Source organism: Verrucomicrobium sp. (assembly GCA_028283855.1).
In the GTDB taxonomy this organism is placed as follows: domain Bacteria; phylum Verrucomicrobiota; class Verrucomicrobiia; order Methylacidiphilales; family GAS474; genus GAS474.
On record JAPWJX010000009.1, the window covers coordinates 1 to 18,984 of the forward strand.

20 protein-coding genes are annotated in these 18,984 nt (G+C 62.1%); 9 read left to right on the top strand and 11 right to left on the bottom strand.

Annotation, left to right across the window (positions count from 1 at the left end; all coding sequences use genetic code 11):
• The 7 genes from PW734_11320 to PW734_11350 form a co-directional block, all read right to left on the bottom strand.
• A partial coding sequence (locus PW734_11320; GenBank protein ID MDE1171778.1) for a hypothetical protein occupies positions 1-1,789 on the bottom strand: 1,789 nt, incomplete at its 3' end.
• 73 nt (positions 1,790-1,862) lie between these two features.
• Positions 1,863-3,647, bottom strand: a complete 1,785-nt coding sequence (locus PW734_11325) for a hypothetical protein (protein ID MDE1171779.1) — start codon at positions 3,645-3,647, stop codon at positions 1,863-1,865.
• Positions 3,648-3,731: 84 nt separating this feature from the next.
• The gene (locus PW734_11330; GenBank protein ID MDE1171780.1) at positions 3,732-4,706 is read right to left on the bottom strand and encodes a hypothetical protein; all 975 of its coding nucleotides are present in this window, start codon (positions 4,704-4,706) and stop codon (positions 3,732-3,734) included.
• Positions 4,707-4,737: 31 nt separating this feature from the next.
• Positions 4,738-6,096, bottom strand: coding sequence for a TrbI/VirB10 family protein (locus PW734_11335; protein ID MDE1171781.1), 1,359 nt, complete (start codon positions 6,094-6,096; stop codon positions 4,738-4,740).
• Positions 6,096-7,091: a hypothetical protein gene (locus PW734_11340; GenBank protein ID MDE1171782.1), complete on the bottom strand. Its 996-nt coding sequence runs from the start codon at positions 7,089-7,091 to the stop codon at positions 6,096-6,098. The genes PW734_11335 and PW734_11340 overlap by 1 nt, the downstream gene beginning before the upstream one ends.
• Positions 7,088-7,879 (bottom strand): hypothetical protein, encoded by a 792-nt coding sequence (locus PW734_11345; protein ID MDE1171783.1) that lies wholly within the window; start codon positions 7,877-7,879, stop codon positions 7,088-7,090. The genes PW734_11340 and PW734_11345 overlap by 4 nt, the downstream gene beginning before the upstream one ends.
• Before the next feature lie 89 nt (positions 7,880-7,968).
• Positions 7,969-8,580 (bottom strand): hypothetical protein, encoded by a 612-nt coding sequence (locus PW734_11350; GenBank protein MDE1171784.1) that lies wholly within the window; start codon positions 8,578-8,580, stop codon positions 7,969-7,971.
• Between the two features lie 111 nt (positions 8,581-8,691).
• On the opposite strand from PW734_11350, the gene PW734_11355 reads away from it, so the two are divergent.
• The 6 genes from PW734_11355 to PW734_11380 all read left to right on the top strand — a co-directional run bounded on the left by PW734_11355 (position 8,692) and on the right by PW734_11380 (position 12,416).
• Complete coding sequence (locus tag PW734_11355; protein ID MDE1171785.1) at positions 8,692-9,117, top strand: hypothetical protein; 426 nt, start codon at positions 8,692-8,694, stop codon at positions 9,115-9,117.
• 35 nt (positions 9,118-9,152) lie between these two features.
• Positions 9,153-10,439: a hypothetical protein gene (locus PW734_11360; protein MDE1171786.1), complete on the top strand. Its 1,287-nt coding sequence runs from the start codon at positions 9,153-9,155 to the stop codon at positions 10,437-10,439.
• Between the two features lie 61 nt (positions 10,440-10,500).
• Positions 10,501-11,031 carry a hypothetical protein gene (locus PW734_11365; GenBank protein MDE1171787.1) on the top strand — a complete coding sequence of 177 codons (531 nt, stop codon included), beginning with the start codon at positions 10,501-10,503 and terminating at the stop codon, positions 11,029-11,031.
• Complete coding sequence (locus PW734_11370) at positions 11,028-11,474, top strand: hypothetical protein (protein ID MDE1171788.1); 447 nt, start codon at positions 11,028-11,030, stop codon at positions 11,472-11,474. Before PW734_11365 ends, PW734_11370 begins: the two co-directional genes overlap by 4 nt.
• 45 nt (positions 11,475-11,519) lie before the next feature.
• The gene (locus tag PW734_11375; protein MDE1171789.1) at positions 11,520-11,702 is read left to right on the top strand and encodes a hypothetical protein; all 183 of its coding nucleotides are present in this window, start codon (positions 11,520-11,522) and stop codon (positions 11,700-11,702) included.
• Between the two features lie 27 nt (positions 11,703-11,729).
• Positions 11,730-12,416 (top strand): hypothetical protein, encoded by a 687-nt coding sequence (locus tag PW734_11380; GenBank protein MDE1171790.1) that lies wholly within the window; start codon positions 11,730-11,732, stop codon positions 12,414-12,416.
• A 79-nt stretch (positions 12,417-12,495) separates the two neighbouring features.
• On the opposite strand, the gene PW734_11385 is transcribed toward PW734_11380, so the two are convergent.
• Complete coding sequence (locus PW734_11385; GenBank protein MDE1171791.1) at positions 12,496-13,296, bottom strand: hypothetical protein; 801 nt, start codon at positions 13,294-13,296, stop codon at positions 12,496-12,498.
• A 359-nt stretch (positions 13,297-13,655) separates the two neighbouring features.
• Between PW734_11385 and PW734_11390 the strand changes: the two genes are divergently transcribed.
• Together PW734_11390 and PW734_11395 are read left to right on the top strand one after the other, a co-directional pair.
• Positions 13,656-14,549 carry a hypothetical protein gene (locus PW734_11390; protein ID MDE1171792.1) on the top strand — a complete coding sequence of 298 codons (894 nt, stop codon included), beginning with the start codon at positions 13,656-13,658 and terminating at the stop codon, positions 14,547-14,549.
• Positions 14,550-14,637: 88 nt separating this feature from the next.
• Complete coding sequence (locus PW734_11395) at positions 14,638-15,681, top strand: hypothetical protein (GenBank protein ID MDE1171793.1); 1,044 nt, start codon at positions 14,638-14,640, stop codon at positions 15,679-15,681.
• A gap of 25 nt (positions 15,682-15,706) precedes the next feature.
• Here PW734_11395 and PW734_11400 read toward each other — a convergent pair whose 3' ends face one another.
• Complete coding sequence (locus PW734_11400; protein MDE1171794.1) at positions 15,707-16,021, bottom strand: hypothetical protein; 315 nt, start codon at positions 16,019-16,021, stop codon at positions 15,707-15,709.
• A gap of 5 nt (positions 16,022-16,026) precedes the next feature.
• Positions 16,027-16,206 (bottom strand): hypothetical protein, encoded by a 180-nt coding sequence (locus tag PW734_11405; GenBank protein ID MDE1171795.1) that lies wholly within the window; start codon positions 16,204-16,206, stop codon positions 16,027-16,029.
• 150 nt (positions 16,207-16,356) lie between these two features.
• Here PW734_11405 and icd point away from each other — a divergent pair, with 150 nt between their 5' ends.
• Positions 16,357-17,610 carry an NADP-dependent isocitrate dehydrogenase gene (gene icd, locus PW734_11410; protein ID MDE1171796.1) on the top strand — a complete coding sequence of 418 codons (1,254 nt, stop codon included), beginning with the start codon at positions 16,357-16,359 and terminating at the stop codon, positions 17,608-17,610.
• Between the two features lie 45 nt (positions 17,611-17,655).
• Here icd and PW734_11415 read toward each other — a convergent pair whose 3' ends face one another.
• A complete protein-coding gene (locus PW734_11415; protein ID MDE1171797.1) occupies positions 17,656-18,984 on the bottom strand; it encodes a cytosine permease in 1,329 nt (442 codons plus the stop codon).

Sequence of the window (18,984 nt, forward strand, 5' to 3'; positions counted from 1 at the left end):
AAGAGTTTAAGCGGCTATTAAATCTGCTAATGGTCTGCCCCCCCAGCTGGGTGATGAAGGAGCCTCCCTGGGCAATGCGTTGAACCCCCGAATTGGCGGCAGCCCGCATTCCGGAAGCAGTGGCTCCGCCGACCTTTTGGAAAAACGTTTGGAACTCTTTGATGGCTTCTTTGGCCACGAAGCCGTCAGCCCAGGCAAAGGCGAAGGCAGGCCCCAGTGCGCCTAAGGTGATACCGCCGGAGATAAAAGCGGCTAGGATGCCAATGCCGGCTGCCCAAGCCCCCTCCGCCAATAGCGCATGGGAAGCGGTGATAATGAAGTCCTTGGGTTTCAGGCCGCGGCCGGAGAGGGTGGCCATGAGCTTATCGAAGCCTTGCCCCATTTTATCGTAGGTCTTGGCGAAAATATTTTTAAGGGGAGCAAATCTGAAGATTGCGGGGGGATCCATGTTATCCGCAATGCTGGAGATGGGCAAAAGCTGGAAGCATAGGCCAAGTGCGGAGAAAGGAACGCTGCCGCTGTTGCTCTGATATCCAGGCGTGTATTGAGCGGTGACGACGTTGTTGGTGCCGGTGGTGTATTGAAAGACGTTCGTGGCGCCCCAGAACGCGGCGAACATGCCTTGGCCGGTGCTGTTGGAGACGCCAGTGCCAGAAATATCAAGCCGCTGGCCGACATCGGGATCGCCCAGGGAGTCGAAGTTGGTCGGATAGTCGGTGAGGAAGATGTATTCAAAGGTGCCGGTGGCGAGGCGATAGCCGACGGCCGAGGTGACGTAATAAAAGAAGATGCATAGGGCCGCTCCGGTGAGGAATACGAAGTAGTTGGCCCACATCGACTCGAAGCGCTTGAAGAGTATTAGAGGCAGAACGGCCATGCCCAAAAGCATGACCAGATAAAACACAATTACCGGTGCGATCAAGCTGCCTAGCCATGCAAAGAGGGCCATGATCATCAGGCCGATGACGGTGGTGAAGGCAAAAAGGCCGATGCCGATCGTTCCCATGACAATGGAGATGAGAAAGCCGATCACCATGCTGGTGAAAACGAAGTTGCCCCCCCCAAAAGTCGCGTCCGCGACAGGGCTGGCTAGAGCTAGGATGCCTAGATACTCAATAAACTGGGAGTACATGCGGAATCCGTCGTCCCAGTTAAACATGTTGTGAATGATCCACGGGAAACTAAATTTAATGCCGCTCCAAGGCTTGGTGGAGGATTCGCTGGAAGAAGAATTGGGCTCTTTGCCCATGATATAATTGGCCCAATAAACGGGGGGTTCTAAGCTGATCCAGTTGGTTTCATCCGCTTTGTAACAGGGGGCTCCGATCTCGGCGGCGATTTTTTCACCTGCCGTCCAAACGCCTGAAACGGCGTCCTTAATCCACGTTTGAGCTAAAGGAAGCCTTCCACCTTTGATATCCATGGCGATGGTCTGAATATCTCCGCTGCCTGCGGTGCTTATTGGGGTGACGGTGCCGGGACTGCCACTGAATACAAAGAACCAAAGCAGGACGCCTTTAATGATAATGTCGAAAAATTGATCGCTAAAAGTTCGGGCACCTTGTCCGAACATGATGGAAAAGCCAGCCATGATAATCCGCAGGGTCAGGGCGAATCCGGCAAGAAGGCGGGCAATATTGAAAACGTGGCTCCACAGGGCAAAGGGGATGCCTGGTTCCGGGTTGAGATCGCTGGGAGGAGCGACTAGCCGCATGATATCCGCCACCACATACATGAGCTGCGGCGGATAAACGCCTGTTACATAGGTCGGCAGGGTTTCGGCGGCCATAGTGGGGGGGGTAAGCCTCGCTATTGGAGGGCCACGACCTGGGCTTGTAAAGCTTTAAGGAGGCGCGGCGCTTTCAATTAGCGGTAAGAGTCGTGGTTACGGAGGCTGATTCGGTTTGCAGGCCTCCGTTGAGTGCGCTGTAGAATTGCTGGCGGGCTAAGGTTTGCAGAGTTTTGCCGACGTGGGAGCGCAGTTCCTCCCGTTCCTTGAGGAGCTTGGCGCGCTCGGCGGCAAGGGCGTTCATGCGATTCTGGTATTGGCTGCTTTCGGCCTGGCGGGCCTGGATCTGCTGGTCGATCTCGAGGCCGATTTTCTGAACGTCGGGGCCGCCGCTTAGAACTTTGGATTCGGCGGCTCCGATGGATAGGAGGGATTGGTTCAGATCGGACAGGTCATTCTGGAATTGATGGGTGCCGGCGTCGGCGATCATGCGCCCCGTCGTGCCGCCGATCTGGCCGGTCTGTTCGGCGATGGTGGTGCCCAAGTCTTCGACATCGCCGATCAGGGTCGAATTAAAGACCTGAAGGATATTGTTGTGGATGCCGATGAGGCCGGGGCTGGAGTCATCGCCATTGAGCATGCGGGCGACGTGTTTGACGAGGATCTGGGCCTTTTGGGCTTCCATCCAGTTTTGGCGGATGGCCTCGTTGTTGGCGCGCATGAGGTTGTAGAATTCGGCGGCAAGTTCGCTCGGAAGGGTAACGACGGCGACCATGCGAGGGGAGTAGTTGGCGTCGCTTTGCGACATGTTAGCAAAGAGGCTGGGATAGAGAGTATTGATCAATCGCCCGGCGGAATACTGGGCGCTGGTGATTTGCTGGGAGGTGAGTTGCAGGGGTTGGCCCATCGGGACTTGTCCCATCATCGCGATGGCGGTGGAGGCCATATCCCGGCCGAAGTTGCTGTAAGGATTGTCGCTGAGGCCCTGCTCAAACCCCATTAGGTAGGAGCTGACGGCGGCGAATTGATTGTTGCTCAGAATGTTGCTGAGCATGTTGGAGTTCCACTTGCCGATGTCGGTGGTGGCGTGACCGACCATTGGATGGTAGTTCTCGCAATTGGCGTAGTAATTCATGCTGTTGGCGCCCAGGGCGCTGCCGCCGACGGCGGCATACATGTCGTCGTGGGCCCCTTCGTAAGGGCGTACGAACACGCCGTCCCCCACCTGATTCGTGGCCATTTCGGCGGCAGTGGTGGACAGGGAGTTGGAGATGATGGCCTGCATGGCCGTGTCGACCGGCATGTTGCCGAAATACATGGCGGGCCCTGAAACGTAGTGGGTGGTGGAGGGCTTTCCCGTATACGGAGCAAACTGGGCGGCCTGGGTTTTCGTCAAAGGAATGAGGATGACGGGGGGCTGGTCATCCATGCCCAGGGGGACGCCGCGGGCTCCAATTAGATTGTCCATGAATTGGAGGTTGCCGCCGGAGAAGCCGCCGTTGCCGTTGTTGTCGGTGGGATCGTAGCGGAGGGTGGTGGCTTCGGCCACGTAGGCGCTGCCGTCGGGCCGATTTTGGAGGATGAGGCCCTGGCTTTGAAGCGCGACGTATTTGCCGATCAGGAAGGGGAGGGTCTTGCTGTTCAGGCCGGTGATGGTCTTGGTAAAGCCGGAAGAGGCTCCCTTGGCGGCATCGTAGATCCGCTGGGTTTCCGTGATCACGTTCATCGCGTTGATGAGCAGCTCCGTGGCTTGCGCTGCGGAACTGACGGTGGAGCGTGCGGTGTCCTGGGTCTGAATGGTGGCCATGGCTCCCACTGCAACTTCCGTTGGAACGTCGTAGACGAAGGGGCTGCCGAACTGGGCCCAGGCGGAGGAAGCGCTGGTTGCCAGGGTGAGAAGCAGGAGGATATTTTTCATGGCATGATGGGATTTATTCACTGCTGACTACTTTAAGCAGCTTTCAGGCCAAGGTGGGGGCGCTTGCTTTAGCCCCTTAATGAATTAGGGGCCGACAGAGACCCCTGATTCGGCAGAAGGGGTTGCGGGGGAAGGAGAAAGGAGAACTTCGCGGCGCTGATTGGTGAATTGGGCGTCCTGGGAAACGCCCCGATAGGTGATGGTGACGCGGTCGTTGGCGCCGTAATCGACGAAGAGGGGGTCTTTGGAGCCGGGGACGGTGTAGGTTTCCTGGGTGCCGGGGGGGCGGGGCTGGATGACGATGGTGGAGGCGCGGCCTGCCGAGGCGATGGAGATCGATTTGGTGCTGTCCACGCGGGGGATGGAGGAGGAGCCTAGGTCGCCGCCGCGATTGACCTCGACCATGTTGTTGGCGCTGTAGTTGGAGGGATTGGGGGTGTTGCCGTTCTGGGCGGGGAGGCCTTCGACCTCGACCATCGGTTTTTGGCCGATGGGGCTTTGGTTTTTGCCGGCCTGGGTGTCGCTGGCGCGCTGGGTGGCGGCGGCCATGAGGAATTCGTCGCTGTCGAAGTGTTCTTTGAGCTTTGGCTGGTCGGCTTCCAGTTTTTTGATTCGTTCGGCGAGGTTGGAGATGTTGATCTCTGCCTGGCCGCCGCCGGTGGGGCCGGGGCCTTGGCCGGGAGCGTTGGATTGAAATTGGTTGGGCTCCCGCGGGATGGGGGTGATGGGGGCGCTGTCGCCCGCGTAGATATAGGGTTTGCCGGCCATCTCGGCCTCTTCAAGGGTGGCCCAGCGGCCTTCCTCGACGACGGTGGCGGTGTAGTGGCCGCCGATCCACTCGCCGGCGTCGTTGGTGCGGGCGGGGTTCCAGCCGTAGTTGATGGTGGGCAGGATGTAGACGGGGCGGGACTTGCCGGCGGCGTCGACCGGCTTGGTGTAGTCGTAGGACTGGGAGAGGACGGCGGGCTCGACGCGCATGGGCTTGGGCGAGGAGCATCCCGCGAGAACGGCGGCGCAGAGGAGAGCCAAGGCCAGGTTGCGCGGGAGGGTGCCGGTCATCGGGGGGACGTTTGGGCGATAGAATTAGCGTTTATTTTCCGTAATCGGCAAGAGAAACATCAATATAACTTTTCAGGTAGACCTGCCCACGGGTTCCGGCTGGGACGAAGATGTAGGGCGCGTTGTCTTCCGCGTCTTGTTCCAGGAGGTTGGAGAGGCGGTCGAGGGCCTTGTTGGCGCCGTAGCCGAGGGCTTGCTGGCCGATGTTGCTGGGATTGATGTTGGTGACGCTTCCGTAGAGGGAGCTTTGGCTGATGCTGACCTGGTTTTGTAGCGCCTGGGCGGCGCCGGAGAGGAGGTCGGTTAGAATCGGGCCAACGGCTTGGAGGAAGATGTTGCCGACTTTGTAGCCTTTCAAGCCCAGGGTTCCGTCGGTGTTTAGGGCGATGCCGTTGATGGGAAGGGTTTTTCCGTCTTTGAAGAGGACTTTCTTCCAATTGACCAGGAGGCGGTCCCGGTTGTGGCCGGCGGAAGCGGAGCCTAGGATATGTTCGCCGATGTCGAGGATTTTGCGGCCGTTCCAATAGAAAGGGGTCCAAACGGCGGCCACGACGTCGAGTTCCATTTGGTTGGAGGCGACATTGTTGACGGTGCAGATGTCGATCGGCTCGCCCTCGGGGGCGAAGGTTTGCAGGTTGATGTTGGCGCTGGAGCTGCTGCCGCCGCCGCTACCGCCGCCGCTGTCGGTAAAGGCGTTGTCGCCGGTGGTGCCGCTCAAGTTGCGGAAGAGATAGCGCCCGGTGGCGTAAGCGGTGGGGCGAGGAGCGGCGGGGCGCTGGCGCTGCTGTTGGGGGCGGGAGGTGTCGGGAATGGCGGGGGCGGTGGGGTTGAGGATTTCCTGGGGAATGGCGGGAGTTGCGGCGGCTGTGGTGGAGGGGGCGGGGGCGATTTCTATGGATTGCCGGGCTTGAGTGGAGCGGGGGGTATTGATGGAGATGGGGGCGCTGGGGGCGGAGGCTTGGTTGGTGGCGGGCGCGGGGGCGAAGCGGGAGTTGGTGGGGACGATGCCGACTTCTGCGGGGCGGGTGGTGGCCGGGGTGTTGGTGTTGGGGATGTTGGGGTTGACGGGAACGTCGTTCCCTACGCTCAAGGCGTCGCCAACGGTGGAGTTGGTGTTTTCCGTGACGGTGTTGCTGACTTTGTTGGTGGAGAGGTTGTTGGTGCCATCCGTTTCGACCATGACCGGCGGCGGAGCGGCCAGCGGAGGGGCCCGCCGAGGTTGGGAGGGGGAGATGTTCCGTGCGGTGCCCGCCTGTTTCCGGGATTCTTCATGCCGGACGTTTTTGTAGGGATCGGTCTTTCGCAGGTAGTCGAGGCCGAAGTAGGTGCCTGCGGCCAGTGCCAGAACGCCGGAGATGATGCCGATGATGGCGAGGGCGCCGAGTTTCACTATTTCCAGACTATTTCCAGCGGTTGCCGGACGTCGAAGGTGGGGTTGAAGAGGATGACCAGGCCGGTGGTGGTGCCTCCGGGGTCGAGCTGGACGTCGTGGAAGGAGACGTAATCGGGAATGAAGAGGGAGTTGCCGATGGCGAGGCGGACGCGCGATTCGTCGAAGCGGACGCGGTTCCGGGAGATGTTCTTGTAGGCGAAGGTGAAGGCGGCCGCTCCGTGGATGCGGTAGAGGTAGTAGATGGTGAATCCGGTGGCGGGATTTTCCCGGAAGACGTCGTCCCGGCGGATGTTGCGGCTGTCGAGGGAGCCTTCCTGTTTGAGGGCGTCGTAGTTGGCGATGATGTGGATGAAGTCCCGCAGGTCGCGCCGGGACATGTTGGGTTGGTAGCCTTGAGGGGTGCCGTCCATGATGAAGGGTTGGACGGTGATCGAGCTGTCCCCCTTGGCGTAGGTGTCGGTGGCAAAGATGTGGTAGGGGCGCATTCGGCTGCCGCTAAAGAAGACTTGAAGCGGCGTGTCGCCGTTGGGAAGGAGGGCGTTGAGAAGGAGGATTTTCCCGTGCTTCTGTACGCTGACGAGCTTTTTGTCGCCGATGGCGATATCGGCGATGGGCTCGCTATAGCGGATGGTGACGGGATAGCCGGGGGCGACGTGGATGATTTCGACTTCCCCATCCGGCTGGCTGATGGTGCGGATTTTTTCCTGCAGGAAGGTGCGTTCCTCCTCTTCGGTCATGCGGTCGGCGGGTTTGCCGTTGATCATGACTGGGGGAGGGGGGACGATTTCTACGGTGTTGCTCTTGCTGGTCGCGGAGGAGCTTTGGGTGAGCTGGGCGTTGCCGGTGGAGGGGTCCGCGTCGTCTGAGTGTCCGGGCAGCTGCCGGCCGCCGGTGGGGGGCAGGTATGTCTGGTTCTGCGCGGGCAGGAGCAGGGGAAATAGAAGGAGAGCGGCGCTGGCGGCGAGCGCCTTTCTTCCGAAAGGCCGCTTCATTGCGAGGAGGAACTTTCCCCGCCGGTGCTGTTGTTCTGCGCGTCGATCGCCTCGCCGGCCGACTGGGTGGAGGGCGTCATCTTGGGCGCCTTCAGGTCGGCGCGGAGCGGCACGGAGCTGCGCCAGATGTCGTCCGCTTGGTCTTCCTTGAGCGTGACAAGGCCGACGAGGCGCAGACCCCACGGATTTTCCGGGGTGGGAAGGGCCTGTTGAAGGTAGACGATCTGAGTGACGACGGGGCTGTCCATGCGGAAGGGCTGGGCGGCGCCGGGATCGTACTCGTAGAGGACGCGCTCGCCTCGGACGGCCAGGGTGATGTATTGGGGCAGCTTGGGGTCGTGGTAGCGGCGGATTTCCCGCAGCTCGTAGATGCGGTGCTGGTTGGCGGTGACGATGAGGTCTTTGTCCGTGCTGTTGGCAAAGGCGCGCAGCACGCGCCGGTCGACCAAACCGCGGAGGGAGGCTAGGTCGTAGTTGCCCGGGCTGACGGTGTAGAGGTATTTGAGGGTGGAGTTGAGGTAGGAGCGGATCATTTCCGGCCGCAGCTTGAAGGCCTCTGTGGTGCGCCACATGACGTAGCCGTCGTTCTGGTCCAGGACGACGGGGGGGCGGTTGTAGATGGAAACCAGGACGAAGGATTCCACGATGGCCGCCACCGCCAGGAGGGCGGTGATCCAGGATAGGCGCTTGAAGGCCAGCGACATGTCCATGCCGTGCTCCCAGACCACGCGGCGGTGTTGGGGGTAGGGGATGGTGTCGTGGACCTCCGCCTTGGGAGTAGGGGGCATGTTAACGTTTACAGCCATGCGGGGGGACCGATCGGATTCGGTTCAAACTGGCGCGCGGTCTTCCAACAATCAAGCCGCACCTGTTGGCCTTAGGAAAAAATCTGTTCCGCCGGCGCGTAGGCGATGCGGCGATAGCCCGCGGCCGGGCTGGAGAGCCATTGCCATTCTTCCAGCAGCGCGCCGAGGGGTTGGAGCTGCGCGAGCAGATCGGCCGCGTCGCAGAAGGGATAGCTGCCTTGTTGCTGGGTGAACCACGGGAGGAGGTCGCGCTGGAGGAAGTCGTAGGCTTGATGGAGGGCCCACGCCTCATAGGGGGCGAGGTAGAGGACTTCCTCCTTCCGGTCGGCGGGAGTTCCCTCCCCGAAGAAGGTGGCTTGGGAGAGGTTCCGCAGGGTGTCTTGGATGAAGTTGATCCCCACGAGGGCCTGGGCCCAGCACTTTTCGAAGGAAGGGGCGGTGTTGAGGGCCAGCAGCTCTTCGCCCACCCGGCGGCAGCTTTCGGCCAGGCCGCCCAGGGAGGCGGCGGTGAAGTAGTGCCGGAGGAAGAGGGCCAAAGGGGCGCGCTGGACGGCAGTCAGGGAGACGGCGCGGCGGGTGACTTCCTCTTCCTGGGTGTAAGTCCAGGTGTAAACGCCTTGGCGGCACCAAGGAGCGGAGGTGAACGTCAGTGCGACCTTGGTCAGGGAGTGATCGACGATCATATATAATACGGGGAAGGGCTCCCCTTCTAGCAGCCCGGGCATTAAAAACAGCCCCTTATTTTTAAAAAATAATAGGGCAGGGTCTGAAAGAATAGCCGAATTAACTATTATATGGCTAATCAAGAACACTCGGGTTCCAAGCTCGCCCACCTCAAAGCCCAGGGCAGTCAGCTCGTTTTCAAGGGATTGGGTCATGCCGCGCACGGCACTTCCCATGTTCTCCACAAGGCCAGCGACTTTTTGGCCAGCAACCCGGAAGGGTGGGAGATGATCGACCGCCACATCCAGGGAAAGCAGATTCATCCCGTGGCGAAGCAGGCCCTGCAAAAGGGGCTGCGGATCGCTCATGAGCAGATTCAAAAGGGTAATCTGCAGGCGTTGCTCGACCGGGCGGAGACTTTCCTGGCGTCCAAGCAGAAGCAGCGGGAAGGCGTCTCGGCTGATTTGTCCGGTTTCCAGCAGGGCCAGGCGCGCCGGTCGACCGGTGCTCTCCAGGGGCTTTCCTTCCAACGTCCTTCCCAAGAGCGCACGGCGTAGAAATCCGGCACGCTCCCTGCTAGCCTTTCTGTGTCATGATCTCTCTTCCGCCCCCCAGCGACGGCCAGGCCCCGGAGTCTGAAAAGGGGGTAGTGCTCGTTCGCCCGACGCCTCTTTTAAAGGGTAAAGTCGTCACCAAGGAGCTAGCGGTCAGCCAGATTTTGGAGGGGGAATATCTTGAGGCGGAGGAAGATCCCGAGGTGGCCAAGGAGCGCCAGACCGAACAAGCCCGCGCCGCTGAAAAAGTTTTAAACGACCGTAAGGCTAAGCTGCTGGAAAAGCGGAAGCAGCAGGAATTGGCTCGGCAGCAGGCCCGGGAATTGGCCGCCACCCAGGCGGCCGTTCCGGCCCAGCCGCAAGCCGAGCCTGTCGCCCAGGCCCCGGTACCCGCGCCGGAAGTCCAATCCGCGCCGAAGCCCGCCCCTGTCACCGCCCTGGCGCGCGTCGTCCAGGCGGCGAAGACGGCCGCCTCCGACGAGCGGGTTCAGGAGGCCGTGGCCGACGCCGCCGCCGGGGCGGCCGTCATTGGGGCGACGAGCCTAGCCAAACAGCCCGTCACAGGCCGCTGGAAGGCGGACAATTCCCGCACCTACAACCAGAACGCAAACCGCTACCAGGCGGGCGGCAACATGCACGTGGGGGATGTGAACAATCACTATTATGCCTCTCCCGAGCAGGCCGGGCAGGGGGGAGTGGGGGATGGTGGCAATGGCGGGAAGGGGGGCGATGGCCAGGATGGAGGGAAGCCGCAGGCGAAGCCGGAAGAGCCGACTTTGCGGGAGCCCCATCTGAATAAACGGCCGATGCCGGGGGCTTTTGAGCCCAAATACAGTGCCTTTAATACCCCCAATTTCTGCAGTCACGAATCTGAGAAGCTGGCCGAGGAAATTCTGAGTCAAAGCAATCAGCTTCGCGGATCGGTCAAAGAGAAGATTTTCAACGATCTGCAGGCCATCGTTCAGGGGGTTAAAAATCTGAACGAGCGACGCCATGTGCGTTATCAGAACGAGCAGTCGCACTTCGACTTCCTCCAGCAGGGCACGATTTATATCCCGAAGAAGCTCAAGCAAATCGAGGCCTTGGAAAAGGAAGTGTACGCGAAAGGTGTGCCCGCGGACGACAAGGTCTTGAAGATCCTCAAGGCGCGCGTGCAGCAGGAAGAAAAGGAAATGAAAAAGGCGGGCCGGAAGTTCGAGCACCTGATGTTCGATGGGGTCCGCGCGCGTAAGCGGTCCAATCTCCGCTCGGATTGGGCGGACGCGCAAAAGCAGTATTTCGAGACGATCAACGCTTACGAAGCCACTTTGAAGCAGGCGCGCTAAAAAGCTCTCCGCCTCTTCTTTCTTTCCTCCCGGCCCGATCTGGGTTACAGGGAAGGGCACCATGCCGGAACCGAGCGCCAAGGGAACCGTCCCCCCGTTGAGCGATTACCTGGCGGTTTCTTCCACCGCGTTCAAGAAGTCGGACCCCTTCGTCATGGCGGTGGAGGCTGACGGGTGGTGGTTTGGGCTGCGCAAGCCGCTGGAAGAGTGGCCCTCCGATCTGCTCGCGCAGTGGCGTCTGGACCTGGGCTGGATTTTCCCCCAAATCGGCAAGCGGGCGGAGTTGCCGCCCGCCCAGCAGAAAGTCGCCCTCTGCCTCGACGTGGCCGAGTGCCGCTTCAAGGCGCCGGGCCAGCGGGAGAACCGGGAATGCAGCCGCTATGGCCACGGCATTTGCAGCGAGGCGACCTGGAACGCGACCGACGGCAAGCAGATCGGCCAGGCCGCGCTGGCCTATTTCTACGGTATGAGCTTCAAGCAGCTCCGCGCCCTGCAGGAAGAGACTATCCGCGGCTGGATCAACGACATCATGGCCGATCCGGTCTTGCGCGAATACATTGAGCACCTCGGCCTGTCCGGCGGCGAGCTGTGATGGTGACGCGTGTTCTGGTTCTCCTGGCCGCGCTGGCGCTCTGCGCCGGCTGCTCCAACGATCCGAAGCCGATTCCCAAATGGTCGCAGGACCGGGTCAGCACCTATGACGGTGAGTTGAGCCGCTACGGCGTGCGGGTTCACCCCGTGGAGCAGATCATTTCCTACGTGAAGAAGCACGTCGTGCAGCCGGGGGCGGTTATTTTCGAAACGGATGGCCCCATTGTCATCAAGGGAGAGGAATTCGTATCCAAGGGGAGTCTCTTCGCCACCCGGCATCCGTTTTCCCATACGCCGTATTATACCGTTTATGCCGTGAAGGATGCGTCGAGCGACGACTGGGTCCCGGCCTGCGGGGTCATCGCCTGGCCGGCGCCGCCGCCGGTTTTGACCACGGAAAACGCCTGGATTTCGTTCGTTTCGCTGCGTCAGCCGGAAGATTAGGCATGGCGGCTGCTTGTTAGGTGTTAACCCCTACAAAAGGCCACAATGACTCCCGCGACCACCTCCGCTCTCCTCGGCGGAAAAGACTTCATCAGCCTCTCCCTGGCCCCGACTGTGGCGGTCATGGCCGGGGTCCTGCGCGTCCACGCGGACAGTGTTTACGGTTACGCCCGCGCGCGTGACTTTTTCGGCGCCTCCCGCCGCCAGGCCGGCGCGGTGCTCCGCTAATTTTTTAACTCACTCAACCACACCCATATGTTCACTCTCAGCAAACCGGGAGAAGGGGGAAAGAAAGAGGAGAGCATCCTCGACAAGGTCGGCGCGGCGATCGACCAGCAGCTTGCCAAGGCGACGAACGGCGCCGTTCCTGAAAACGAAAAGAAGCAGGACAAGGATAAGGACGGCAAGGAGAAGGGCACCTTGGAAAAGGTGGCCGACAAGCTGGACCAGGATTTGGCCAAGGCGACGAACAACGCCGTGCCTGAGAATAAGAAGGAAAAGGACCAGGAGCCCGAGAAGGACAAGGCCAAGGGCTTCGGCGATTTGCGCGGCGGCCGGGACATCGGCCAGGACGTCTTCGCCCAGGTGGGCGGCCGGGACGTTTCCGACCGGCTGGGCAATAGCGCCCTGCTCCTGGGCTCCGACCGCCAGGCATCGATGCCGCGGGACCTTTCCGCAATCACGCCGGAAGCGGGCGGCGGCGCGCACGCCTTCAATTTGAGCAATGGCCCGGTGCGCGATACCGGCCTGCGCCTGCAAGCCACGGCGCCGACTCCGGCGCCCCTTTTGACTGCTTCCATGGAGCTGCCTCCCCGCTCTCCCGTGGCGGCGGCTTGGGAAGGTCTTGCGAACGTGCCGCGTTCTTCCCGGATCCAGACGCAGGAGCGGGGCCTGGAATTGGGCCAGCAGCAGGGACAGATGCCTGCCCGGGCCTGGAGCTAGACGGCTCCCGGCCTGCCACGAAACGAAAAAGCCCCGCCGCGCAATGCGGAGGGGCCCTTTTCTTTAAAGGGGGGGGCTCTTAGCCGCCGCCCGTGCGCTGGGCCTGGAGCTTGGCCCGCCGCATTTCGTCCAGGGTGCGGATCTCCCGCTCGCGGGTTTCGCGGGCTTTGTCGATTTCCTCGACGTTCATTTGCGCGAAGGGCTTTTCGTTGCTCGCGCTCTTGCTGCGGAGGGTTTGGTTGATGCGGCTCAGCTCGTTGAGGGCCTGTTCCGTGTCACTGAATTTCTTTTCCAGCTCGGCGATGTATTCCTTCTGCTGCTGGGATTCCGAGCTGAGCTGGGTATTGGAGGCGACGATCTGTTCCGATTTCCTCTTGGACAGGTCGAGTTCGGCCAGGATGCGGTCCGCGATGGCGCGGGGCACGTGGTGGACGATTTCCTCCGGGGAGGTGGCCAGGTTGGTGAAGTGGAGGCCGGGGGCTACGGGCTTGGCGTCCAGGGGCATGGGGCCGCCCCGCCGCGCTTCGACGAGGGTGCTTTCCGGCGCGGCCGCGGGGATAGGGGGGGGGACGCTGCCCGGGGCGGGGGCGTGAGCGGCCTCCGTCGCCCGATCGACGAGGCCGTAGGTCAGGCCGCAAAGGAGGACGAGGGCCAGGAGGGAAAGGATCGCCGCGCCGACGTCGGCCTGGGCGGCGCTCATCGCCATGGCCCCGCCGACGAGGACGGGTAGGAGCCAGACGATATAGACCAGCCGCATCCGGGTGGCGCCGAAGACGAAAGCCCCATGCGGCATCCAGGCGGGGGAGACCTCCACGGAGCGGCTTTTGAGGGTGAGAGTGGCAATGGCGTAAAGAACCAACAGGACGAAGGACCCGAACATGGGAAGTCTTTTTAGCAGGTTAAATTTTCAACCACGACGGAAAAAAGAGTCGATTTTTGGGCGGAAGTCTCCTTAAAAGGGAGATTCATGGGAGGTTTTTGTAAAACCATGGGGGACGGAGTGCCCTACCAGGGGTAGGGGGATGGAAATCCAGTGGCACAAGAGCTTCAAAATCAACGGCCCTAGTTGCATTCGGGTCAAAAAGAGCGATTTTTTCAGAAATTTTGGGCAACTGCCGTTGAAAAAAGCCGAATTACATTCTTATTAAAAAAATTAAGATGATGAAGAAGACTGATTCCGGGGCCTCTCAACGGGAGTATTTTGAACGATTGAAAGAGGGCTGCCGCGCCCAGGCGCCCATGATTTATCAGAGCCTGCTCAAGCAGCTCAACGTGGAGCATCTGGCAGAGGTTGCCGCCGCGGAGCGGGAGCGCCTGGCCCATGGCGTGCCGATCCTGATTTTCGCCCTTTTCCTGGGCACGCAGACTGACGAGGTCCTGGCCTCCCTGGCCGGCGAGGTTCCGGCCGGGTTGGAGCCGTTCCCCCCCCATCTTTCCCGTCTCCGCATCACGCCGAAGGGCCGCTCCATGGCCAGTGTGGCGATCGCCGCGCGCTGGGACCAAATGGCCACCGTGGCCCATGCCGCCTGGACGCTCCGTACGGAAGGGCCGACGGCCTCTCCTGCGACCATTGATCCGGTGACGGAGGTCATTCCCCATCTTCTCCGCCACACGGAGTGCGTGGAAGTGAAGGCGGTGACCAAGCGCCAGTGGTTCCAGTGGTTCGACCGCTGGCCCGGCCTGGGCTTCCTTTTGGCGCGGCGCAGCCTGCAGGGCGTCCGCCCGGAGGCCGGGCAGGAGCTTCTGGAGCTGGGCGCCCAGCCGAAGTCCCGCATCACCTTTGCCAAGATCCGCGCCCTCTGCGAAAAGAATTGGACGCCGATCAAGAGCGGCATGGTCCGCCTGGCCGCCGCCGGCATCGCCAAGCCGATGATGAAACCGGCGAAGGCGAAGGCCCCGCGCAAGGCCCCGGAGGATGCCACGCCGATGCGCCTGCGCCGCCGGAGCAACGATCTTTCCGTCATGCAGTCGCCGGAGCCGAAGCTCAAGTCGGTGGGCAGCTGGAAGAACTACGCTTCCAAGTCCGACGCCCACGCCAAGACCGGCTCCAACGCCAAGATTATGGGGGCCATCAAGGCGCAGCTGGGGAGGCCTTCCGGGCCTTCCTTCCTGGGCGGCTCGCTCCTTTCCTGATCGGAAAGTTCGGGAACGCCGCACTTTTTACGGTTTTTCCGGCAACACCCGTTGCCAGAAATGACGCCGCTCTGCTAGGGTGGCGGCCATGGCCAAGGCCAAAGCCGAGAAAATCGTCGCTTACCAGGCGCTCTTGAAGCGTGAGAAGCTGGCGCTTTTGGCCCTTCCCGCCGCGAGGCAGGCTCTTTCCGGCCATATCGATTACATCCTGGGGGAGGGGCTTTTCCGCAGCCTTAAGCGGGACCTTTTGCGGGAGATTCAGGGGGTCCTGGACAAGCCCTCCACCAGCACGACCCATCCCGCCCTGGGCAAGCTGGTGGAACTTCCCTTTTACGAGGAGGTCTGGAATAAGGCGCGCCAGGCGGTCCAGGCCGATCCTTCCGGGGGCGCCGCCGGCGCGTTTCCGAAGTGGGAGAAGATGTTCGTTCAGGCGGCGGAGATCCGTAACGAGTTTTTGGACGAGTATGCCTTCTTGATTCCGAAGATGCTCCGCTACTATTTCCAAAACGTCGGCCCCGCGCTGATGAGCGAGCTGGAATCGGAGGCTATCTTGGGCCTCTTCCGCGCTCTGGAGAGTTTTGACGTGGAGAAGAAGGGCGGCGACCTGCGCATCCACATCCAGACGCGCATCCTTTCCACCCTGATGGATTTCTACAAGGGGACCGAGTATGCCAAGGTCCGCATGGCGCAGAAGAGCGCCCAAGGGAAGGATGACGGCGGCGAGGAGGAGGGGGAGAAAGGTCCCCGCACGCTGATTTCCAATCTGAGCGGCGCCGCCGCGGAGGGGCGGGACGACGATCCGATGGGCGCGGCCCTCATTTCCCTGGAGGACATGCTGCCGCAGACGGAGGACAGCCACTACGCGGATGTCATCGTAGGCGAGGAGGGGAATCCCTTCGAGGTGGCCGAGGGGCGGGAGCTGCTTCAGCGCCTGGCCGATACGCTCAAGAATAAGACGCCTTTGGAGCGCTTCTTCATCCAGTCTAAGTGGAACATGGACGAGGGGGGGGTGGCCCACGCCGAGCTGCTGGAGCCTTCCCTGGCTGCCGCGAAGATGCGCGCGGAGGCTTCCCGCCGCCTGCGCGAGGCGCTGGGGGTGCCGGACAAGCCGGAAAAAAAGGGGAAGAAGTAGCGCGGAACCCCGCCGCGCCGCCCGGTTACTTGGACTGGTTGACGGCGTAGTGGGTGGCGACCATCGCCCCCGCCGTGAAGGTTTCGAACACGGCGTCGAAGCCTTTTTTCTGGAAGAACCCGGCCACGGGCTTGAAGCCGGTCTCCGCGACCATTTCCATGCCTTTGGCGGTGTGGGCCATTTTCCCCGCGAAGTGGGTGGTGGATTGGAGCATCTGGTGGCCCAGGCCGCCCGCTCCCTTTACCACGCCGCCTTTGACGAAGGCCTGCGCCATCAGCCCCACTTTGGGAGAGATGGAGATGTGGCACATTTTGAGCAGAGCCAAAAAGAAGAAGGGCATGGTGGTTAGACGGGGTTAAGCATATCCGTTGCCAAGTAGAGGGCCAAAAGCTCCTCCAAGTCCTGCGGCATCGGCTCCCCCCGTTCCATGTAGCCGCGGGCTTGCGGCGCCAGGAGGCGGCGGGCCGAGGCGGTGTCCTTTTCCGCCAAGGCGCGGAGGACCTCTTCCTTGAACTTATCGGTCAAGGCTTGGCCTTTGCGAGCGGCGGGGCGGTGGGCCGGTTTCATGGGGCTATTAGGCGGGGAGGAAATCCTATTAGTAATTCGGCTATTTTTGAGGATTCCCGGGGTGCGGATTGCATTTTTCGCCCTTCTGAGGCAAGGTTCGCCCCTCTTATGGCATACACTACCCTGACCCCTCCCGCGGGCGAGAAGATTTCGATCCAGAACGGCGTCCTGCAGGTGCCGGACAATCCGGTGATCCCCTTCATCCGCGGCGACGGGACCGGCCCGGACATCTGGGCGGCGAGCGTCCGGGTTTTTGACGCGGCGGTGGAAAAGGCCTACGGCGGGAAGAAGAAGATTTCCTGGTTTGAGGTTTTCGCGGGGGAGGCTTCCAAGACCAAGTTCGACAACTGGCTTCCGGACGACACCGTCGAGGCCTTCAAGGATTACCTGGTGGGCATCAAGGGCCCCCTGACCACGCCGGTCGGCGGCGGCATCCGCTCCCTGAACGTGGCGCTGCGCCAGCTTTTGGACCTCTACGTCTGCCTGCGCCCCGTCCAGTATTTCACCGGCGTGCCCAGCCCGGTGAAGGCCCCTGAGAAGGTCGACATGGTGATCTTCCGTGAGAATACGGAGGACATCTACGCGGGCATCGACTTCCAGGCCGGCAGCGAGCAGGCGACCAAGACCCTGGAATTCCTCAAGGCGAATTTCCCGAAGGAGTTTTCCAAGATCCGCTTTGGCAAGGAGCAGCTGGCCACCGTCGGCGTGGGCATCAAGCCGGTTTCCCAGCCGGGCACCGAGCGTCTGGTCCGCGCGGCGATCCAATACGCGATCGACCAGAAGAAGAAGTCGGTCACCTTCGTCCACAAGGGGAATATCATGAAGTACACGGAAGGCGCCTTCCGCGACTGGGGCTATGAGCTGGCCAAGAAGGAATTCGGCGCGGTGGAGATCGACGGCGGCCCGTGGTGCAAGCTGCCCAGCGGCGTCGTGATCAAGGACGCCATCGCCGACATCACGCTCCAGCAGGTGCTGACGCGGCCGGAGGACTTCGACGTGATCGCCACGCTGAATCTGAACGGCGACTATCTCTCCGACGCCCTGGCCGCGCAGGTCGGCGGCATCGGCATCGCCCCCGGCGGCAACATCAATTACCTGACCGGCCACGCCATCTTCGAGGCGACCCACGGCACGGCGCCGAAGTATGCGGGCCAGGACATGGTGAACCCCGGATCGGTGGTTCTCTCCGGCGAGATGATGTTCCGCTACCTGGGCTGGGGCGAGGCGGCCGATCTGATCCTCAAGGGCCTGAACGGGGCGATCGGCGCCAAGCGCGTGACCTACGACTTTGCCCGCCTGATGGAGGGCGCGACGAAGATCAAGTGCTCCGAGTTCGGCGACGCGATCATCGCCAAGATGTAGCTTGGAAAAACAAAAGGCCCCCTGGAGAAATCCAGGGGGCTTTTTTTATGCCGCTTTCCGGCGGCGCAGGGTGAGCCAGGTCCAGATTCCGGCCCACAGGAAGCCGGCGTAGTAGCCGACCTCGGCGCCGCCCAGCCATTTGTTGACCGGCCCGGTGTAGAGGGGGGAGGAGGAGAAGAGGAGGAGTGTGGCGGCGGTGACGACGCAGAAGATGGTCGCCTCCCGGGTCCAGCCGGGCGGGTGGGTGTGGTCTTTCCGGCGGGTCAGGAACCAGTCTGTCAGGACGATGGCGGTCCACGGGGCGATCCAATAGACCATGAGGAGGAGGAAGTTTTCCAGGAAGGCGCTGAAGCTGCCCGCGCCGTAGACGGCGATGGCGTAGCTGAGGGCCGCGCCGATGACGGCGGAGGTGCGGCGGGAGATGTGGACGCCCGCGGAGATGAGGCAGTAGGCGGCGGAGTTGTCGTTGGCCGCGTTGCTGGAGAGGGAGGAGATGCCCATGAGGACGAGGGCCGCCGGGGCCCAGGGACCGGCCAGATGCTGGAGGTTGCGGACGATGCCCTGCGGGGTCTGGTCGGTGATGCCTCCGGCGAGGAGGAGGCCCAGGACTTCCTCCAGCAGGCCGGAGAGGAAGATGCCCAGGAAGACGCGGAGGAAGACTTTCCCGGCCGGGGTGGCGGGGGGCAGGTAGCGGGTGTAGTCGGCGGCCTGGCCGCACCAGCCCATCGGCGCGCTGGCGATGAGGGTGACGGCCAGGAGGAATCCGGCCAGGGAGACGGGTTTGGCGGCGGCGAAGGAAAGGCCCCGCTCCTGGAAGGCCAGCACCCCCAGGACGACGAAGGTCAGGAAGAAGAGGTAGCCGACGGCTTTCCCGACGGCCTGGACGAGGTGGTGCCCGTAGACGCTGATGAAGCCCTGGACGATGACGAGGACGGCCAGGGTGAGCCAGAAGGGGAAGGAGAGGCCGCAGAGGGCCGCCAGGGTGATCCAGGCGAAGGTGGCGGGGACGTTGTTCACCGCGTCCCAGCCGAAGCAGTTGAGCCAGCAGAGGAAGGAGGGGAGGCGGACGCCGCGCTTGCCCAGAGCCAGCCGGGAGCTTTCCATCTGGGTGAGGCGGGTGCGCGGCCCCAGGGTGGAGGTGAGGGCGGGCGGGATGCTGCCGATGAGGTTCCCCAGGAAGAGGACGGCCAGCCCTTTCCAGAAATCGAAGCCCATCCCCGCCAGGACGACGCCGAGCATGACGGTGCCGACGGAGGTGTTGGCGGAGAAGAAAAGCCAGAAGGGCTTTTCCAGGGTCATGGTCTGCTCGTGCGCGCCGACGCCGTGCTCGATGAGCTCCGGCCGGTGGTTCTCCATGGGGAGGCGGCGTGCCAT

What these genes read in the sequence shown, in the direction of transcription:
- PW734_11390 (MDE1171792.1), top strand. Translation starts at nt 13,656, where the DNA reads ATGATTTATCAGAGCCTGCTCAAGCAGCTCAACGTGGAGCATCTGGCA.
- PW734_11355 (MDE1171785.1), top strand. Translation starts at nt 8,692, where the DNA reads ATGGCTAATCAAGAACACTCGGGTTCCAAGCTCGCCCACCTCAAAGCC.
- PW734_11325 (MDE1171779.1), bottom strand. Translation starts at nt 3,647, where the DNA reads ATGAAAAATATCCTCCTGCTTCTCACCCTGGCAACCAGCGCTTCCTCC.
- PW734_11330 (MDE1171780.1), bottom strand. Translation starts at nt 4,706, where the DNA reads ATGACCGGCACCCTCCCGCGCAACCTGGCCTTGGCTCTCCTCTGCGCC.
- icd (MDE1171796.1), top strand. Translation starts at nt 16,357, where the DNA reads ATGGCATACACTACCCTGACCCCTCCCGCGGGCGAGAAGATTTCGATC.
- PW734_11415 (MDE1171797.1), bottom strand. Translation starts at nt 18,984, where the DNA reads ATGGCACGCCGCCTCCCCATGGAGAACCACCGGCCGGAGCTCATCGAG.
- PW734_11380 (MDE1171790.1), top strand. Translation starts at nt 11,730, where the DNA reads ATGTTCACTCTCAGCAAACCGGGAGAAGGGGGAAAGAAAGAGGAGAGC.
- PW734_11400 (MDE1171794.1), bottom strand. Translation starts at nt 16,021, where the DNA reads ATGCCCTTCTTCTTTTTGGCTCTGCTCAAAATGTGCCACATCTCCATC.
- PW734_11395 (MDE1171793.1), top strand. Translation starts at nt 14,638, where the DNA reads ATGGCCAAGGCCAAAGCCGAGAAAATCGTCGCTTACCAGGCGCTCTTG.
- PW734_11365 (MDE1171787.1), top strand. Translation starts at nt 10,501, where the DNA reads ATGCCGGAACCGAGCGCCAAGGGAACCGTCCCCCCGTTGAGCGATTAC.
- PW734_11360 (MDE1171786.1), top strand. Translation starts at nt 9,153, where the DNA reads ATGATCTCTCTTCCGCCCCCCAGCGACGGCCAGGCCCCGGAGTCTGAA.
- PW734_11385 (MDE1171791.1), bottom strand. Translation starts at nt 13,296, where the DNA reads ATGTTCGGGTCCTTCGTCCTGTTGGTTCTTTACGCCATTGCCACTCTC.
- PW734_11350 (MDE1171784.1), bottom strand. Translation starts at nt 8,580, where the DNA reads ATGATCGTCGATCACTCCCTGACCAAGGTCGCACTGACGTTCACCTCC.
- PW734_11375 (MDE1171789.1), top strand. Translation starts at nt 11,520, where the DNA reads ATGACTCCCGCGACCACCTCCGCTCTCCTCGGCGGAAAAGACTTCATC.
- PW734_11345 (MDE1171783.1), bottom strand. Translation starts at nt 7,879, where the DNA reads ATGCCCCCTACTCCCAAGGCGGAGGTCCACGACACCATCCCCTACCCC.
- PW734_11340 (MDE1171782.1), bottom strand. Translation starts at nt 7,091, where the DNA reads ATGAAGCGGCCTTTCGGAAGAAAGGCGCTCGCCGCCAGCGCCGCTCTC.